Annotated in this window: 15 protein-coding genes; 13 read left to right on the forward strand and 2 right to left on the reverse strand. The window is 60.4% G+C overall.

Features of this window, described 5'->3' with window-relative positions:
- Positions 1 to 56 precede the first annotated feature (56 nt).
- Positions 57 to 908 carry an aldo/keto reductase gene (locus MITSMUL_RS09255; protein ID WP_005842068.1) on the forward strand — a complete coding sequence of 284 codons (852 nt, stop codon included), beginning with the start codon at positions 57 to 59 and terminating at the stop codon, positions 906 to 908.
- A gap of 73 nt (positions 909 to 981) precedes the next feature.
- Here the strand turns inward: MITSMUL_RS09255 and MITSMUL_RS09260 are convergent, their stop codons facing one another.
- Positions 982 to 2,247 (reverse strand): metallophosphoesterase family protein, encoded by a 1,266-nt coding sequence (locus tag MITSMUL_RS09260; RefSeq protein WP_040636149.1) that lies wholly within the window; start codon positions 2,245 to 2,247, stop codon positions 982 to 984.
- A gap of 178 nt (positions 2,248 to 2,425) precedes the next feature.
- Between MITSMUL_RS09260 and amrA the strand changes: the two genes are divergently transcribed.
- Together amrA and amrS are read left to right on the forward strand one after the other, a co-directional pair.
- Positions 2,426 to 3,814 (forward strand): AmmeMemoRadiSam system protein A, encoded by a 1,389-nt coding sequence (gene amrA, locus MITSMUL_RS09265; RefSeq protein ID WP_005842073.1) that lies wholly within the window; start codon positions 2,426 to 2,428, stop codon positions 3,812 to 3,814.
- A complete protein-coding gene (amrS, locus tag MITSMUL_RS09270) occupies positions 3,807 to 4,670 on the forward strand; it encodes an AmmeMemoRadiSam system radical SAM enzyme (RefSeq protein WP_005842074.1) in 864 nt (287 codons plus the stop codon). Before amrA ends, amrS begins: the two co-directional genes overlap by 8 nt.
- Before the next feature lie 8 nt (positions 4,671 to 4,678).
- Here amrS and MITSMUL_RS09275 read toward each other — a convergent pair whose 3' ends face one another.
- A complete protein-coding gene (locus tag MITSMUL_RS09275) occupies positions 4,679 to 5,377 on the reverse strand; it encodes a TVP38/TMEM64 family protein (protein WP_005842075.1) in 699 nt (232 codons plus the stop codon).
- 174 nt (positions 5,378 to 5,551) lie between these two features.
- Here MITSMUL_RS09275 and MITSMUL_RS09280 point away from each other — a divergent pair, with 174 nt between their 5' ends.
- From MITSMUL_RS09280 to fusA, 10 genes are all read left to right on the forward strand, one after another.
- On the forward strand, positions 5,552 to 6,823 hold the full coding sequence (locus MITSMUL_RS09280) for a hypothetical protein (protein ID WP_005842076.1): 1,272 nt from the start codon (positions 5,552 to 5,554) through the stop codon (positions 6,821 to 6,823).
- Between the two features lie 48 nt (positions 6,824 to 6,871).
- Positions 6,872 to 7,750, forward strand: a complete 879-nt coding sequence (locus MITSMUL_RS09285) for a glucosaminidase domain-containing protein (RefSeq protein WP_374938900.1) — start codon at positions 6,872 to 6,874, stop codon at positions 7,748 to 7,750.
- A gap of 73 nt (positions 7,751 to 7,823) precedes the next feature.
- Positions 7,824 to 9,443 (forward strand): ABC-F family ATP-binding cassette domain-containing protein, encoded by a 1,620-nt coding sequence (locus tag MITSMUL_RS09290; RefSeq protein ID WP_005842078.1) that lies wholly within the window; start codon positions 7,824 to 7,826, stop codon positions 9,441 to 9,443.
- A 32-nt stretch (positions 9,444 to 9,475) separates the two neighbouring features.
- The gene (locus tag MITSMUL_RS09295) at positions 9,476 to 11,077 is read left to right on the forward strand and encodes an ABC1 kinase family protein (protein WP_005842079.1); all 1,602 of its coding nucleotides are present in this window, start codon (positions 9,476 to 9,478) and stop codon (positions 11,075 to 11,077) included.
- A gap of 174 nt (positions 11,078 to 11,251) precedes the next feature.
- The gene (gene aroH / locus MITSMUL_RS09300; protein WP_040636359.1) at positions 11,252 to 11,608 is read left to right on the forward strand and encodes a chorismate mutase; all 357 of its coding nucleotides are present in this window, start codon (positions 11,252 to 11,254) and stop codon (positions 11,606 to 11,608) included.
- A gap of 142 nt (positions 11,609 to 11,750) precedes the next feature.
- Complete coding sequence (gene tkt, locus MITSMUL_RS09305; RefSeq protein WP_005842083.1) at positions 11,751 to 13,754, forward strand: transketolase; 2,004 nt, start codon at positions 11,751 to 11,753, stop codon at positions 13,752 to 13,754.
- Between the two features lie 267 nt (positions 13,755 to 14,021).
- Positions 14,022 to 14,279, forward strand: coding sequence for a ribosomal L7Ae/L30e/S12e/Gadd45 family protein (locus MITSMUL_RS09310; protein WP_005842085.1), 258 nt, complete (start codon positions 14,022 to 14,024; stop codon positions 14,277 to 14,279).
- Between the two features lie 70 nt (positions 14,280 to 14,349).
- Positions 14,350 to 14,733: a 30S ribosomal protein S12 gene (gene rpsL, locus MITSMUL_RS09315; RefSeq protein ID WP_005842087.1), complete on the forward strand. Its 384-nt coding sequence runs from the start codon at positions 14,350 to 14,352 to the stop codon at positions 14,731 to 14,733.
- A 56-nt stretch (positions 14,734 to 14,789) separates the two neighbouring features.
- A complete protein-coding gene (gene rpsG, locus MITSMUL_RS09320; RefSeq protein ID WP_005842089.1) occupies positions 14,790 to 15,260 on the forward strand; it encodes a 30S ribosomal protein S7 in 471 nt (156 codons plus the stop codon).
- A 54-nt stretch (positions 15,261 to 15,314) separates the two neighbouring features.
- Positions 15,315 to 17,393, forward strand: a complete 2,079-nt coding sequence (gene fusA, locus MITSMUL_RS09325) for an elongation factor G (RefSeq protein WP_040636155.1) — start codon at positions 15,315 to 15,317, stop codon at positions 17,391 to 17,393.
- Positions 17,394 to 17,408 lie beyond the last annotated feature (15 nt).

Below are 17,408 nucleotides of genomic sequence, written 5' to 3' on the forward strand. Positions count from 1 at the left end.
GGCGCATGATACGAGAAAATAAGATATAGATACGATAGAAAAGGAGCATTGTGAAAATGGAGTATACGAATCTGAGCAATGGCGTCAAGGTCCCTCTGCTGGGCCTCGGCACGTTCATGATCAGCCCGGAGGATACCGAGCGCTCGGTCTACGAGGGCATCAAGGCGGGCTACCGCCTCATCGATACGGCGAATGCCTACGTGAATGAGGAGGCTGTTGGCAGGGGAATCCGACGCGCGCTGGAGGAAGGCCTCGTGAAGCGCGAGGATATCTTCCTCTCGACGAAGCTCTGGCCGACGCTCTACGAGAAGGAAGATGCAGTGGAGAAGACGCTCAAGCGCCTCGACGTCACGTATGTCGACCTGCTCTTCATCCACCAGCCGGCCGGCAATTTCCTCGCGGGCTACAAGAACATCGAGCGCGCCTATCAGGCGGGCAAGGCCCGCTCGCTCGGCATCTCGAACTTCCACGGCGAGAAGCTCGAGCGACTGCTCGCCGTTGCAGAAGTCAAGCCGCATGTCATCCAGCTCGAGACGCATCCGTACTGCATCCAGCACGAGACGCTGGACCGCCTCAAAGCGTACGGCACGAAGCTCATGGGCTGGTATCCGCTCGGTCACGGCGACAAGGGCCTGCTGCAGGAGCCGGTCTTCAATGAATTGGCCGCGAAGTACCACAAGAGTGCAGCGCAGATTATCCTGCGCTGGGCCGTGCAGAAGGGCTTTATCACGATCCCGGGCACGAAGAATCCCGACCACCTGCGCGCGAACATCGATCTGTTCGACTTCGCGCTGACGCCGGATGAGATGGCGGAGATTGCCGTACTCGACGGCAAGAAGCGCTACTATACGCCGGATGAAGCGCAGGAAGAGTCGTATGCCTCGATGCATCTGCCGTTCGAGAGCTGAGACCGCGAAAGACAAAGATAGTGAAACGCAAAAAACCGCAAGAGGAGTCAGGCGGACTCGTCTTGCGGTTTTTTTATGTTGCAGGGGTGTTTTTCGTCAGCACGACGCGGTCGACGGTGGTGCCGTCTTCGAGGTGGCAGGTGGCGATGCACTTGGTCGGGGTGACGGCGAGCGTCATGTAGTTGCGGTAGCGGCCCGGGTCGGACTGGTCGAGGCTGACCTTGTCAAAGTCCGTGTCGGGCGGCACGGTGTAGCGCTCGTTGCCCGCGGGGCCGAACATCAGGTAGGTGGGGCCATGGTCAGAAGGCGTTTCGTCATAGATGTGGCCGCGGTTGCGGTACGTGTGCATGTGGCCCGTGAGCACGAGGTCGATGCCGAGCGCGTCGAACGCTTTCATGAAGTCGTGGCCGACATCGCTGATGCCGCCTGTGTGGCCCGTGCCTGGCTGGTACTCGTCGTAGGCGATGACGTCCTTGTGCATCAGGACGATCTTCCATGGCTTATGGCTGGCTGCGGCATCGTGCTTGAGCCAGAGCAGCTCTTCCTGCAAGAGGCCGGGCTTCAGCTCCGCGAGCTCTTCAAACTGCGTGTTGAGCACGATGAAGTGGGCGGGGCCGTAGTCGAACGAATAGTAGTAGCCGGGAAAAGTCCGGCTGCCGTTGCCTGGGACGGCGAATGAGGCGAGGTAGCGGCGCGGCAGGGCGAACTTCCAGTCGAGCCCGTAGCACTCGTGGTTGCCCATGACGGGCGCGAACGGCATCGCCTTGGCGCGGCCGGCCAGCAGCGCCGCGAAGAAGCTCTGCCAGTGCCAGTCGGACTGGCCGTTGTCCGTGAGGTCGCCGATGTCGGCGAGGAAGGCGGCCTGCGGATGGCGCGCGAGTGCCTTTGCGAGCAACTCTGCGAAGGGCTCGTACGTTTCGCCGCACTGCGAGTCGTCAATGAGCAGTGCCTCGAAGGCCGTGAGCTCAGCAGGCGGCGTATCGATCGGCAGCGTGACGGTCTCCGCGGCCATGGCAATCGTGCCCTCGTAAGACGTCGCGGGCGTCAGGCCCGTGAGGCGCACGGTGTAGAATGTTGTCGTCGTATCGTCCTGCACGAGTGTGTTTGTCTCTGGTATATAGTTCTGCGATGAACCATCAGCAGAGGTCAGCGTGAAGCTGGCCTGTTGCCGCGCGCCCTCTGCCTGCCACATGATGGTGCGGCTCGTCGTGGAATCTGCCGTGATGATCTGGCGCGGGTATTCTATCGTGCGGCCCGCGGCAGCTGCCGGGACGAAGCGCCCGAGGCCAAGCGCTAGGAGCGCGCTCGTGCAGAGCTTGAGGAAGGTTCTTCTGGACATAGTTTTCATAGTTTCCTCCTGTCGTTTTCATTGCTACCATTATACTTCATTTCAGCGGCCGTTTGCCTCACCTTGTCAATTTTCTTGCGATTCTGGCAGGATTTTTTTGAAATTTCTCGTAATCTTTCCATAGTGATGATTTTAGTGATACTTTCGCAATAGTTGAGGAGGGATTTTTATGGCAATCGTGGCTGCGATGGCGGTGCCGCATCCGCCAATCATCCTGCCGGAGATCGGCAGGGGCGAGGAGAAGAAGATCGCGAAGACGGCGGCGGCTTACCGCGAGGTCATGCGCCGGGCGGCGGACTTGGAGCCGGACACCGTCGTCATCACGAGTCCGCATGCGACGATGTACAGCGACTACTTCCACATCTCGCCTGGAAAGAGCGCGCGGGGGGATTTCTCGGCGTTCCGCTGCCCGGAGGTCGAGATCGAGGCCGAGTACGATGCGGCCTTCTCTAAGGCGCTCGCGGATGCCTGTGCGGAGGAGGACCTGCCCGCGGGCTTCCTCGGCGAGCGGGAGCCTGCACTCGACCACGGCACGATGATCCCGCTCTATTTCCTGCAGCCGGCACTCAAGAAGCCGGTCAAGGTCGTGCGCATCGGCCTCTCGGGCCTCTCTGCTGACGTGCACTACCGGCTTGGCCGCCTGATCCAGGATACGGCGGAGAAGCTCGGCCGCCGCACCGTTTTCATCGCGAGCGGCGACCTCTCGCACAAGCTCAAGGAAGACGGCCCGTACGGTTTCGCGAAGGAAGGCCCTGTCTTTGACGAAGCGGTCACAGAAGACCTCGGCAAGGCCGACTTCCTCTCGCTCCTGACCATCTCGCCGGACCTCGCGGAGTGCGCGGCGGAGTGCGGCCTGCGCTCGTTCTGGATCATGGCGGGGGCGCTCGACTGCCAGCGCGTCCATGCTGAGCTTCTCGCGCACGAGGGGACGTTTGGCGTCGGCTACGGCGTCGCCTACTTCACGCCGGAGGGCGAGGACGATGCGCGCGACATCGGACGCCAGCTCATTGATGCGGAGACGCAGGCCATCGCCAAGGTCCGCGAGCAGGAGGACGCCTATGTGCGCCTCGCGCGCGAGAGCCTTGAGACGTTCGCGCGCAGCCACACCATGCTGCCCGTGCCGAAGGAACTGCCAGAGGAATTGCAGGACAGGCGGGCGGGCTGCTTCGTCTCTATCAAGAAGGACGGCCGGCTGCGCGGCTGCATCGGTACCTTGGCGCCGGGCCGCCGCAACCTCGCTGAGGAGATCATCTGCAACGCCGTCTCGGCCGGCATGCACGACCCGCGCTTCCCACAGGTCACGCCCGACGAGCTGCCGAAGCTCGTCTACGACGTCGACGTGCTCTCCGAGCCGGAGCCCATCGACTCGCCGAAGGAGCTCGACGTCAAGCGCTACGGCGTCATCGTGCAGAACGGCGAGCGCCGCGGCGTGCTGCTGCCGGACCTCGCGGGCGTCGACTCCGTCGAGCAGCAGATCGCCATCGCGCGGCGCAAGGGCAACATCGGCGCGAAGGAGAAGGTCACGCTCTGGCGCTTCGAGGTGACGCGCCATGTCTGAGCAATCCGGAGCCAAAGCCGTCTGCTGGCTCTGCCCGCACCGCTGCCATCTTGCTGACGGGCAGACGGGATTCTGCCGCGCGCGGCAGAACCAGGGCGGCATCATCCGCTCCCTGAACTACGGCCTCCTGACTTCGGCGGCGCTCGACCCCATCGAGAAGAAGCCGCTCTACCACTTCCATCCGGGAAGCCACATCCTCTCGCTCGGCAGCTTCGGCTGCAACCTGCGCTGCCCGTTCTGCCAGAACTACACGATCTCGCAGGCCGGCTTCGATGGCTTTGCGGGGCAGAGACTGCCGCTGGACCGCGTGACGCCGAAGGAAATCGTGGCGGCAGCTCAGCGGCTCGAGGAGACGTCGGGCAACATCGGCGTGGCCTTCACCTACAACGAGCCGCTCGTCGGCTATGAATTCGTCTACGACACGGCAAGGCTCCTCAAAGAAGTCGGCCTTGCCACCGTGCTCGTGACGAACGGCCAGATCGAGAAGGACTCCTGGCTGCACCTGCTGCCGTACATCGATGCCGTCAACATCGACCTCAAGGGCTTCACGCAGTCGTTCTACGACTGGATCGGCGGCGACCTCAAGACAACAAAAGCCGCCATCGAGATGGCGGCAGAAGATGGCGTCCATGTGGAAGTCACGACGCTCGTGATACCGGGGAAGAACGACAGCGCCGCGGAGATGGCGGCGGAGGCGGAGTGGCTCGCAGGGATCTCGGCAGAGCTGCCATTGCACCTCTCGCGCTACTTCCCACGCTATCAGGTGGATATCCCGATGACGCCGGTCGAGACCCTGCAGCAGCTGAGGCGCGTGGCGGAGGCGCGGCTGCGCTTCGTCCACCTCGGCAACATCTGACTTTGGTGTTACGTCTCGGGCGCGTGCTTGGCCGCGCGCTTTTCGTAGATCCAGGCGCCCGCGATGAGGACGACGGCGAAGATGCAGACGACGATGAGGCGCGTCGGGTCTTCCTGATGCGTCAGCGTGTCGTGGCCGATGATGGCCTCGATGCCCGTCGACGGGAACTTGCCGACGAAGGATGCGATGACGTAGTCGCGCATCGACATGGCAGAGAGCGCGCCGAGCGCGTTGAGCAGGATGGACGGGAAGTACGGCACCATGCGCGCGACGAGCATGACGGCGAAGCCGCGCTTGCCGCTGTACTTGTCGAGGTTCGAAAGCGTCGGGTGCTTGTTGATGATCTTCTCGGCTGCATCGCGGAAGAAGAAGCGCAGCAGCACGAAGCTCAGGAGGACGCCGACCGTCTCGGCGGCGACGGAGAGGAAGATGCCCCAGAAGATGCCGAAGATCAGCGTGTTGGCCGTCGAGAAGATGATGGCGGGCGGGAAGCCCAGCGCGTTGACGAAGAGCGTCAAGAGGAAGCTGAAAAGCACGGCCCACTCGCCGAAGGAGGCGATGTAGGCGGCCGTCTCCTGGATGTCGCCGCGCGAGAGCAGGCCCCAGAGATGCGGCAGGAAGGCCGGGTCGGCCAGGTGGATGATGAGGAAGAGCAGGACGATGGCGAGCGCTGCGGCCACCTTGACCATCCTCATGGATTTTTTCATATGGTGATTCCCCCTAGATCATTTCCGATATTACAGTCCCATTATAGCATCGCTTCCATGGAGATTGTATGAATCCCGCCGCGTTTTTTGGCGAGTCGCGAGGAGATGGATGGAGATTCCGCAGATTCTATGATAAAATAGAGGATATTAGTCTGATTTCAAGGGGGATTTTTCATGCAGGAAATGCTGCCGGGCTTTCTGACAGCGGCCTCACTGGCAGCTTCGCTGTTGCTGATCCCGACGCTCTTAGTGCAGGCGGGGGCGCCGTTTATGGGCATCTACACGGCCTCCGTGCTCATGGCCATCGCGGGGACGCTCGTCTTCGCGCGGCTCGACCTGCCCGTCGCGGCGGCGCCGGGGGCCGCTTTGACCTCGTGGCTCGTCGCCGTCGTCATGCTTGCGCACGGCGTGAGCTGGCAGATGGTGCTCTTCTTGGGCGCTGTCGTCTCGCTCGTGCTGACGGCGGCACTCGCCTTCGCTGTGTTCTCGCGGCGGCCGGGAAGGCTTGAGGGGCTCGTCCAGCTTTTTCCCCCGTGCATCGCGGACGGTTTGCAGGGCGCACTCGGCCTGATGCTGCTCGTGCAGGGCCTCTACCAGGGCCATCTGCTCATGAGCTCACCGGTGGCACCCGTGCAGCTCGGCAACATGGCGGACCCCGTGGCCTACCTGAGCCTCGTGGGCATCATCGCGATGCTCGCGCTCATGGCCGTCGGGGCGCGCTGGGCTGTCTTCGGCGGCGTCCTCGTGAGCGCCGTGCTCGCCTTCATCGGCGGCTTCTGGGTGCTGCCGGACGCGCCGTTTTTCCTGCCGGAAGGGCTCGATTGCACCGGTCTTCAGCTCATATTCATGAACGGGTGGGAAAATATAAGGGTGTGCGATTATGCAGACCTCTCGCTCGTCCTCGTGCTCTTCCTTGTCTTATCCGGTTGGGGAGGGCTCCGGGCACTTGCTTCGGCCATCGATGACGGGCAGATGAAGAAGTCACTGCTATCCATGAGCGGCCTCAGCTTTGTCGCCAGCCTGCTCGGCACGATGCCGCTGACGGCGGCGCCGGAGTCGGCGGCGGGCCAGGCCATGGGCGGCCGCACGGGCCGCATGGCCTATTGGACGGCAGCCTTCCTCGCGCTCGCGCTCTTTCTGGAGCCGACGCTGCAGTCGATGGCCTCGTTCCCGAGCATCTTCGCGCCAGCCTACGCCGGTGCGGGCCTCGCGCTCCTGCTTCGCATGAAGCCGGTCTTTGCGGGGAGCCTTGCGGATAAAGTGGCGGCGGGGCTGCTCTTCCTGATCCTGCCGCTGACGCAGGATATCGCTGCGGGGCTCGGGGCTGCCTGCGTCGCCTATGTCAGCCTCGCCATCTTAGCGGGCGAGCACGTCAGCCGCCTGCTGCGCGCGCTGACCGTCCTGTTCCTCTTGTATTTCTTTTATGGTTTCTGGTCCATCTTGTGACTGGTATATCGTGTTCTCGTGTCAATCTTATAAGGAGTGTTTCGATTCGTGTCAATGCATTGGAATTCGTATGGAAAATATCTGTTAACGGGAGTCGTTCTCGGTTCGTTCCTGTTCTATGCCCCATCCGTCACAGAGGCAAAGCGTGCCCACAAGGCGCCACAGAGCACCGCTGAGGTCACAGTAGCCGTACCGGATGTCGTCGAGACCAAGGCACAGAGACCGGCTCGCAAGCATCAGGCGGAGCCGAAGATCGGCATCCACCAGGATCTGCGCGGCGAGGATTCGCTGCATGCGACGTCGGAGAAGGAGCTGTCGGGCGGCAGTGACTTCCAGTCGCGCATCCACAACATCCTCTACCCGGCGGGCAAGGCTGAGCAGCAGATGACGCAGCTCTCCGTGCCGCAGACCGTCTCGGCCTACGACAACTCGATCATCGGCACGCCGCTCGCGAGCCAGGAGCAGTGCGTGCGCTACCTCCTGAGCAATAACCCGAACCCGGACATCACGGTCTCGCCGCAGCAGCTCGTCTCCTACTACTATGAAGAGGGCGAGCGCGAGGGCATCCGTCCGGATGTCGCCTTTGCACAGGCGCTCAAGGAGACGGGCTTCTTCCGCTACGGCGGCGACGTCATCCCGCAGCAGAACAACTTCTGCGGCCTCGGCACGACGGGCGGCGGCGTCAAGGGCGCGTTCTTCGCGACGGCGCAGCTCGGCGTCCGCGCGCACATCCAGCACCTCCTGGCCTACTCGTCGACGCGTGAGCCGAGCGAGCCGGTTATCGACCCGCGCTACCAGCTCGTGCGCGACTCCTACGGCACGCGCACGCTTGGCACCTGGGAAGACCTCAACGGCCGCTGGGCCGTGCCTGGCTACACGTACGGCCAGAGCATCCTCTCGATGTTCCGCGCCATGCTGACCGAATGATAGAGCGTAAGATAAAAATCAAGTATAAATACCGCAAGAATTGTTTCCAGATCGAAAGGGATGAAATCACTCGATGATTACAGTCAATAATGTCAGCCTCCAGTTTGGCAAGCGCGTCCTCTACAAGGACGTCAACCTCAAGTTCACGCCGGGCAACTGCTACGGCATCATCGGCGCGAACGGTGCCGGCAAGTCCACCTTCCTCAAATTGCTGGCAGGCGACATTGAGCCGACCGGCGGCACGATCGAGATCACGCCGGGCGAGCGCCTCGCTGTCCTGCAGCAGGACCACTATGCCTACGATGACTACGAGGTCCTGCGCACGGTCATCATGGGCCACAAGCGCCTCGTCGAGATCATGGACGAGAAGGATGCGCTCTACGCAAAGCCGGATTTCTCCGAGGAGGACGGCATGCGCGCCTCGGAGCTCGAGGCAGAGTTCGCGGAGCTCAACGGCTGGGACGCTGAGTCGGAGGCCGCGCGCCTGCTCAATGGCCTCGGCATCCCCGAAGAGGAGCACACGATGAAGATGGCGGACCTCACGGCCAAGGAGAAGGTCCGCGTGCTGCTCGCGCAGGCCCTGTTCGGCAGTCCGGACATCCTGCTCCTCGACGAGCCGACGAACCACCTCGATGTCGAGTCGATCAACTGGCTCGAGAACTTCCTCGCCGACTTCCCGAACACGGTCATCGTCGTCTCGCATGACCGCCACTTCCTCAACCAGGTCTGCACCTACATCTGCGACGTCGACTTCGGCGAGATCAAGCTCTACGCCGGCAACTACGACTTCTGGTACCAGTCGAGCCAGCTCGCGCTGCAGCTGCAGAAGGAGCAGAACAAGAAGGCCGAGGAGAAGATCAAGGAACTGCAGACCTTCATCGCGCGCTTCGCCGCCAATGCCGCAAAGTCGAAGCAGGCGACGAGCCGCAAGAAGCTGCTCGACAAGATCAAGGTCGAGGACATCAAGCCGTCCTCGCGCCGCTACCCGTACATTGCTTTCACGCCGGACCGCGAGGCAGGCGACCAGCTGCTGCAGGTCGACGGCATCTCGAAGTCGGTCGACGGCGAGCAGGTCCTCAAGAACGTCAGCTTCACGCTGAAGCGCGGCGACAAGGTCGCCTTCGTCGGCCCGAACAGCATCGGCAAGACGATGCTCTTCAAGATCCTCATGGGCGAGGAGCAGCCGGATGAGGGCACGTTCAAGTGGGGCGTGACGACGACGCAGGCCTACCTGCCGTCTGACAACTCCGCCTACTTCGACGGCGTCGACCTCAACCTCGTCGACTGGCTGCGCCAGTACTCGAAAGACCCGGACGAGACGTTCGTGCGCGGCTTCCTCGGCCGCATGCTGTTCTCCGGTGAGGAGAGCCAGAAGAAGGCGTCCGTCCTCTCGGGCGGCGAGCGCGTGCGCTGCATGCTCTCGCGCATGATGCTCTCGGGTGCGAATGTACTGCTCCTCGATGAGCCAACGAACCATCTCGACCTCGAGTCGATCACGGCGCTCAACAACGGCCTGATCGCCTTCAAGGGCACGGCGCTCTTCGTCTCGCACGACCACGAGTTCGTCCAGACGATCGCCAACCGCATCATCGACATCACACCGGACGGCGTCGTCGACCGCCTCTCGACGTACGACGACTTCCTCGCGAACGAGACGGTGCGCCAGCAGCTCCAGGAAAAGTACAAGAAGTAAGATGAAGTAAGGATAAGGGTGGGCGATGAGGCATGCTCGATAAATTCTTGCAGAATGCGATAGAGGATGCAGGCGCTACGGGGCGCCTGCGCGAGATGATCGGTGTCCTGCGCAAGCGCGAAGTCGTGCGCGGCATGACGCCAGTCAAGCTCCGCCAGGTCCTCGAGGACCTCGGCCCGACATTTGTCAAGCTCGGCCAGATCATGAGCATGCGGCCGGACTTCCTGCCGCCGGAGTACTGCGATGAGCTCATGAAGCTGCAGTCCGGCGCGAAGCCCTTGCCGTTCCCCGTCATCCTCGAGGTCATCGAGAAAGAGTACAACCGCCGCTGGAACCAGGTCTTCAAGTCCATCGACGAGGAGGCGCTGGGCTCGGCGAGCATCGCGCAGGTGCACCGTGCCGTGCTCGCGAGCGGCGAGAAGGTCGTCGTCAAGGTACAGCGGCCGGGCATCTACGAGATCATGAGCAAGGACATCGTGCTCCTCAAGCGCGCGGCGACGCTTTTGAAGATCGTCAGCCACACGCAGGATGTCCTCGACTTCGGCATGATCCTCGACGAGATGTGGACGATCGCCAAACAGGAGATGGATTTCCTCATGGAGGCCGACCACATCGAGGAGTTCGAGCATCTGAACCGCGATGTCGATTACGTCGGCTGCCCGAAGGTCTACCGGCAGCTCTCGACGCAGCACTTGCTCGTCATGGAGTACATCGACGGCATCCGCATCGACGACTTCGATAAGCTGCGCGCGAACGGCTATGACATCAACACGCTCGGCCGCCATCTCGGGGAGAACTACGTCAAGCAGATCATCGAGGACGGCTACTTCCACGCCGACCCGCATCCCGGCAATATCTGGGTGAAGAACGGCCGCATCATCTGGCTCGACCTCGGCATGATGGGCCGCCTCTCGGGCCGCGACCGCGTCGCCATCCGCAAGGCAGTCCTAGCACTCGCGAACCACGACACCTTTGAGATGAAGGCGGCCGTGCTCTCGCTCGGCGTCGTGCACGGCCGCATCAACCACACGGCGCTCTACCAGGACATCGACTCGATGATGGCTCAGTACAGCTCGCTCGACTTCAAGTCCCTGCAGATGGGCGTGCTGACGCGCCAGATCATGAACATCCTGCGCGTGCACCACATCGCCTGCCCGCAGGGGCTCTCGATGTTCGCGCGCGGCGTCCTGACGATCGAGGGCGTCATGCGCCTCTGCTGCCCGAAGGTCAGCTTTGTCGAGATCTTCGCGAAGAGCCTCTCGCTCGACTTCAAGAAGAACTTCAGCTGGCGCGCGGAGATGGACAAGATGCGGCGCGAGGGCCTGCTGCTCATGCGCAAGTCCGCGCAGCTGCCGGAGCAGATCTCCGACATCCTCAAGATGACGATGAGCGGTCAGACGAAGGTCAACCTCGACCTCACAGGGGCCGAGGAGCCGCTGCGGCATCTCGACCGCATGATCAACAAGATCATCATCGCCGTGCTCTGCGCGGCGCTGCTCTTGGGCTCCAGCACGATCTGCACGACGAACATGACGCCGAAGATCATGGAGATTCCCCTGCTCGGCTTCCTCGGCTATCTCATCGCGTTCGTGCTGAGCATCCGGCTGATCTGGGAAATCCACAAAGGTGCATGAAAGCTGCATCATGAAAGACCCGTCGCTAAGCGGCGGGTCTTTTTGCGTACTTTTTGCATGTGGCGGGATTTGGCGCATCATGGTAAAATGGGGGAGAATAGTTTTTGACTGTAACCCATGCGCAGGCGCATGGAACAATGGGACATAGATAGAAGGAGTTAAGTTACCATGAGCATGAGAGGGATACGCGGTGCCATCACCGTCGAGCAGAATGAGAAGGAAGCGATCTGGCAGGCGGCCAAGGCGATGATGCAGGAGCTCATCGCGCGCAATGAGCTGGATCCCGAGGACATCGGCGCCGTGATCTTCAGCATGACGGAGGACCTCACGGCGGCGTTCCCGACGGCGGGCGTGCGCCAGCTGCCGGGTTTCGACCTCGTGCCGCTCTTCGACGCGCGCCAGTGCGCCATCGAGGGCAGCCTCGGGAAGTGCATCCGCGTGCTCGTGCTCGCCGATACGGAGAAGAAGCAGCGCGATATCCACCATATCTATATGGGCCGCGCCGTTGCGCTTCGCCCGGACATCCGTTGAACGATCAAGAGTATCGTGGAATTGATACCAAGTCCTATAAAATTGCACAGCCCCTGTACTTTTTGTCGAAAATCTTGTAGAATAGAGACAGTGAGAGATTCATCAGGAATGTTCTGAATCAAGTGGTAAGGAGAGATATACCTTGAGTAACATCGACACGAAATGCGTGAACGCAATCCGCGTGCTCGCAGCAGATGCAATCCAGAAAGCAAAGTCCGGTCATCCGGGCCTGCCGCTCGGCAGCGCTCCGATGGCGTATGAGCTCTGGGCAAACCACATGAACCACAACGCCAAGGACCCGAAATGGGCCAACCGCGACCGCTTCATCCTGTCCGGCGGCCATGGCTCGACGCTTCTTTATTCGCTGCTCCACTTCTACGGCTACGGCCTGACGATGGACGACATGAAAGCGTTCCGCCAGATGGGCTCGCTGACGCCGGGCCATCCGGAGTACGGCCACACGGTCGGCGTCGAAGCTACGACGGGCCCGCTCGGCGCTGGCATGGGCATGGCCGTCGGCATGGCCATGGCTGAGGCACACCTCGCTTCGATGTTCAACCGCCCGGGCTACCCGGTCGTCGATCACTACACGTTCGCGCTCGGCGGCGACGGCTGCATGATGGAGGGCATCTCTTCTGAGGCCTTCTCGCTCGCCGGCACGCTCGGCCTCTCGAAGCTCATCATCCTCTACGATTCCAACAAGATCTCCATCGAAGGCAACACGGACATCGCCTTCACGGAAGACGTCCAGGCCCGCATGCGCGCCTTCGGCTTCCAGACGATCACGGTCGAGGATGGCAACGACCTCGAGGTCATCGGCAAGGCCATCGAAGAGGCGAAGGCCGACAAGGAGCACCCGTCCTTCATCACGGTCAAGACGCTGATCGGCTATGGCTGCCCGGCAAAGCAGGGCAAGGCCAGCGCACACGGCGAGCCGCTCGGTGAAGAGAACGTCAAGGCTCTCAAGGAGAACCTCGGCTGGCCGGAACCGGACAAGTCCTTCAATATCCCGCAGGATGTCTATGACCACTATGCTGAGCTCGCCAAGAAGGGCGAAGAGGCAGAGGCCGCTTGGAACAAGATGTTCGCCGAGTATTGCGAGAAGTTCCCAGAGGACAAGGCTCGCTGGGAGAAGTACCACACGGCTGTCGATGCCGAGGCACTCTATAACAACGATGGCTTCTGGGCCAAGGAAGAGAAGGCTGTTGCAACGCGCAATCTCTCCGGCAAGAAGATCAACTTCCTCAAGGACCTCATGCCGAACCTCATCGGCGGCAGTGCCGACCTCGCACCGTCCAACAAGACGCACATGGAAGGTGAGGGCGACTTCAGCAAGGTGAATTACGCGGGCCGCAACCTGCACTTCGGCGTGCGTGAGCTCGCGATGGCAGCGATTGCCAATGGCCTGACGCTGCATGGCGGCCTGCGCGCTTACGTCGCGACGTTCTTCGTCTTCAGCGATTACACGAAGCCGATGGTCCGCCTCGCCGCCCTGATGGGCCTGCCGGTCACCTACGTCTTCACGCACGACAGCATCGGCGTCGGCGAGGACGGCCCGACGCATGAGCCAATCGAGCAGATGGCCATGCTGCGCGCCCTGCCGAACATCAACGTCTTCCGTCCGGCTGATGCGACGGAGACGGCTGCTGGCTGGTACCTCGCTGTGACTTCCGCGAAGACGCCGACGGCTCTCGTGCTCACACGCCAGAACCTGCCGCAGCTGCCGGGCTCGAGCAAGGAAGCGCTCAAGGGCGCTTACGTCGTCTCGGAAGCCAAGGACCCGGCAAACATGGCCGGTATCCTGATCGGCACGGGCTCTGAAGTATCGCTGGCCATCGAGGCACAGGAAGAGCTCGGCAAGAGCGGCATCGACGTCCGCGTCGTCTCGATGCCGTGCATGGACCTCTTCGAGCAGCAGAGCGCTGAATACAAGGAGAGCATCCTGCCGAAGGCTGTCCGCGCGCGTGTCGCGGTCGAAGCACTCTCGAGCTTCGGCTGGGGCCGTTACGTCGGCCTCGACGGTGCGACGGTCTGCATGGAGAGCTTCGGCGCTTCGGCACCGGCCGCTCAGCTCTTCGAGAAGTTCGGCTTCACGAAGCAGCACGTCGTCGAAGTGGCCAAGAAGGTCATCGCCGCTTGCAAATAAAAAAGAAAAGACACCGTTCTCGTTTTGGTGTACAGAAAGGACCCGCCTCGTGCGGGTCTTTTTGTTTCTGTAACATCTTGAACAGAATGACCACCTTAAATGGACAAAAAGCGTTCATTTTCTGCCGTTCGATAAAAATGACACGCTAGACGGCGTGGGCACACAAAACTTTGTGAAATAAGTGTTGACAAGGGTTTTGGAGGGTGTTATATTATAGGAGTGCCTGATTCAAGCGCACGATTTTAGTGATACAGGAGAGTGAAAACAATGACACTGGATGCACTGAAAAGCGCCAGTCGGGTGATGGGTATCAAGCAGGTTTCCAAAGCTGTGAAGCGTGGAGATGCGACATGCGTCTTCCTCGCCGATGACGCCGATGCGCGCGTCATCGAGCCGCTCGCGGTGCTCTGCCAGGGACAAGGCGTTCCGGTCGAGCATGCAGCGACGATGGCAGATCTCGGCAATGCATGTGGCATTGAGGTCGGCGCAGCAGCCGCGGCAATCCTCAGACAGCCTATTTGTTAAAAACTCAGGAGCTAAGCTTCAGGGTTTTAATAAATAATAAATTCTCAATATGAAGGAAGGAGGTGCATGTATGCCTACTATCAATCAGTTAGTTCGTAAGAGCAGAAAGAGCATGCAGGAGAAGTCCAAAGCACCAGCACTCAAGAATTGCCCGCAGAAACGTGGTGTTTGCACGCGTGTTTACACGTCTACGCCGAAGAAGCCGAACTCGGCTCTGCGTAAGGTTGCCCGTGTTCGTTTGACGAACAGCATCGAGGTTACCGCATACATCCCAGGCATTGGTCATAATCTTCAGGAGCATAGTGTTGTTCTGATTCGCGGCGGTCGTGTCAAGGACCTGCCAGGTGTTCGTTACCACATCATCCGCGGCTCGCTCGATACTGCCGGTGTGCAGGATCGCGGCCAGGGTCGTTCCAAGTACGGTGCGAAGAAAGCAAAAGCGAAGAAGAAGTAATGAAACGGTTCCTGCCTTGAGCAGGGAAATATGCTAATGAAGAAGGAGGTAAAACAATGCCAAGAAAAGGTTCCGTACCGAAGCGCGACGTACTGCCGGATCCGGTGTACCACAGCAAGACGGTTACGAAATTCATCAATAAGGTAATGCTCTCCGGTAAGAAGAGCGTTGCAGAGCGCGTCGTCTACGATGCGTTCGAGACGATCCGCGCCAAGACGGGCAAGGATCCTCTCGAGGTTTTTGAGACTGCTCTCAAGAACGTTATGCCGGTCCTCGAGGTTCGCGCACGCCGCGTCGGTGGTGCTAACTACCAGGTTCCGGTTGAGGTCCGTCCGGATCGCCGCATGACGCTCGGCATCCGCTGGATCGTCAATTATGCTCGTCTCCGCGGTGAGAAGACGATGGATGAGCGCCTCTCCGGTGAGCTCATGGATGCAGCCAACAACACGGGTGCAGCCATCAAGAAGAAGGAAGACACGCACAAGATGGCAGAAGCCAACAAGGCTTTCGCTCACTATCGTTGGTAAGACTCATTCTCCCGCTGCTGTGACAGAGGGAGAGTTCAAAGAAGGAGAACAAAAGTGGCAAGAGAGTATTCCCTTGAAAAGACTCGCAACATCGGTATCATGGCTCACATCGATGCCGGTAAGACGACGACCACGGAGCGTATCCTCTTCTACACGGGTGTCAACCACAAGATCGGTGAAGTACATGATGGTGCTGCAACGATGGACTGGATGGTTCAGGAGCAGGAGCGTGGTATCACGATCACGTCCGCTGCAACGACCTGCCATTGGAAAAATCATCGCATCAACATCATTGATACGCCGGGTCACGTGGACTTCACGGTAGAAGTTGAGCGTTCCCTGCGCGTACTCGATGGCGCTGTAGCAGTCCTGACTGCTCGCGGCGGCGTTGAGCCTCAGACTGAGACCGTTTGGCGTCAGGCTGAGAATTACAATGTTCCGCGTATGGCCTATGTCAACAAGATGGACATCACCGGCGCGGACTTCTACAATGTCATCAAGATGATGAAGGAGCGCCTCAATGCGAACGCAGTTGCCATCCAGCTGCCGATCGGTGCTGAGGACGACTTCAAGGGCATCATCGACCTCGTCAAGATGGAAGCCATCGTCTATGAAGACGACCTCGGCAAAGTCGAAGATGAAGTCGCGATCCCGGATAACATGAAGGATCAGGCTGAGGAATACCGTGAGATCCTCCTCGAGGCTCTTTCCGAGCTCGACGATGACTTCATGGAGAAGTACCTCGGCGGCGAAGAGATCACGGAAGATGAGATCAAGGCAGTTATCCGCAAGGGCACGGTAGCGTGCAAGCTCTGCCCGGTCACCTGCGGTACTTCCTATCGCAATAAAGGCGTTCAGCCGCTCCTCGACGCAATCGTCGATTACATGCCGGCTCCGACGGATATCCCGCCGATCGCTGGTGTCAACCCGGAGACGGGCGAGGAAGACCATCGCCCGGCAAGCGACGAGGCTCCGTTCTCGGCGCTCGCATTCAAGATCATGACGGACCCGTACGTCGGCAAGCTCGCATTCTTCCGCGTATACTCCGGTATCCTCGATGGCGGCTCTTACGTGTACAACTCCACGAAGGGCAAGAAAGAGCGTATCGGCCGTATCCTGCAGATGCATGCAAACCATCGTAAGGAAATCGAGCGCGTCTACAGCGGTGATATCGCTGCTGCCGTCGGCCTCAAAGACACGACGACGGGTGATACGCTCTGCGATGAAGAGCATCCGATCATCCTCGAGTCGATGGTCTTCCCGGATCCGGTTATCTCCGTTGCGGTTGAGCCGTCGACGAAGAACGACCAGGAGAAGATGGGCGTAGCCCTCCAGAAGCTCGCTGAAGAAGATCCGACCTTCCGCGTCCGCACGGACCAGGAGACGGGCCAGACGATCATCTCCGGCATGGGTGAGCTTCACCTGCAGATCATCGTTGACCGCATGCTCCGCGAGTTCAAGGTCGACTGCAAAGTCGGCGAGCCGCAGGTTGCATACCGCGAGACGATCCGCAAGTCCGTCGAGGCTGAAGGCAAGTTCGTCCGCCAGTCCGGTGGTCACGGCCAGTACGGTCACTGCTGGCTCAAACTCGAGCCGCAGGAGCCGGGCGAAGGCTTCGCATTCGAGAACAAGGTTGTCGGCGGCGCTATCCCGAAAGAATTCATCAAGCCGATTGAAGATGGTGTCAAGCAGGCTATGGAAGCTGGCGTTGTCGCTGGTTATCCGATGGTCGACATCAAGGCAACGGTCTTCGATGGTTCCTTCCACGAAGTCGACTCCTCTGAGGCAGCATTCAAGGTTGCCGGCTCCATGGCCTTCCGCAATGGCGCTGAAAAAGCAAATCCGGTTCTGCTTGAGCCGTATGTCAAAGTCGAAGTCACTGTACCGGAAGAGTACATGGGCGATGTCATCGGCGATCTGAACTCCCGCCGCGGCCGTATCGATGGTATGGAAGCGCGCAACGGTTCCCAGGTCATCACGGGCTTCGTTCCGCTCTCCGAGATGTTCGGTTACTCGACGGATCTGCGTTCCAAGACTCAGGGCCGAGGGAACTACAGCATGGAAGTTGCTTACTATGATGAAGTTCCTAAAAATATTGCTGACAAGATTGTCGCAAAAAACAAAGGTGAATAAGGGAGGAAAAAATCA

The sequence above is a fragment of the Mitsuokella multacida DSM 20544 genome (genome assembly GCF_000155955.1).
In the GTDB taxonomy this organism is placed as follows: Bacteria; Bacillota; Negativicutes; order Selenomonadales; family Selenomonadaceae; genus Mitsuokella; species Mitsuokella multacida.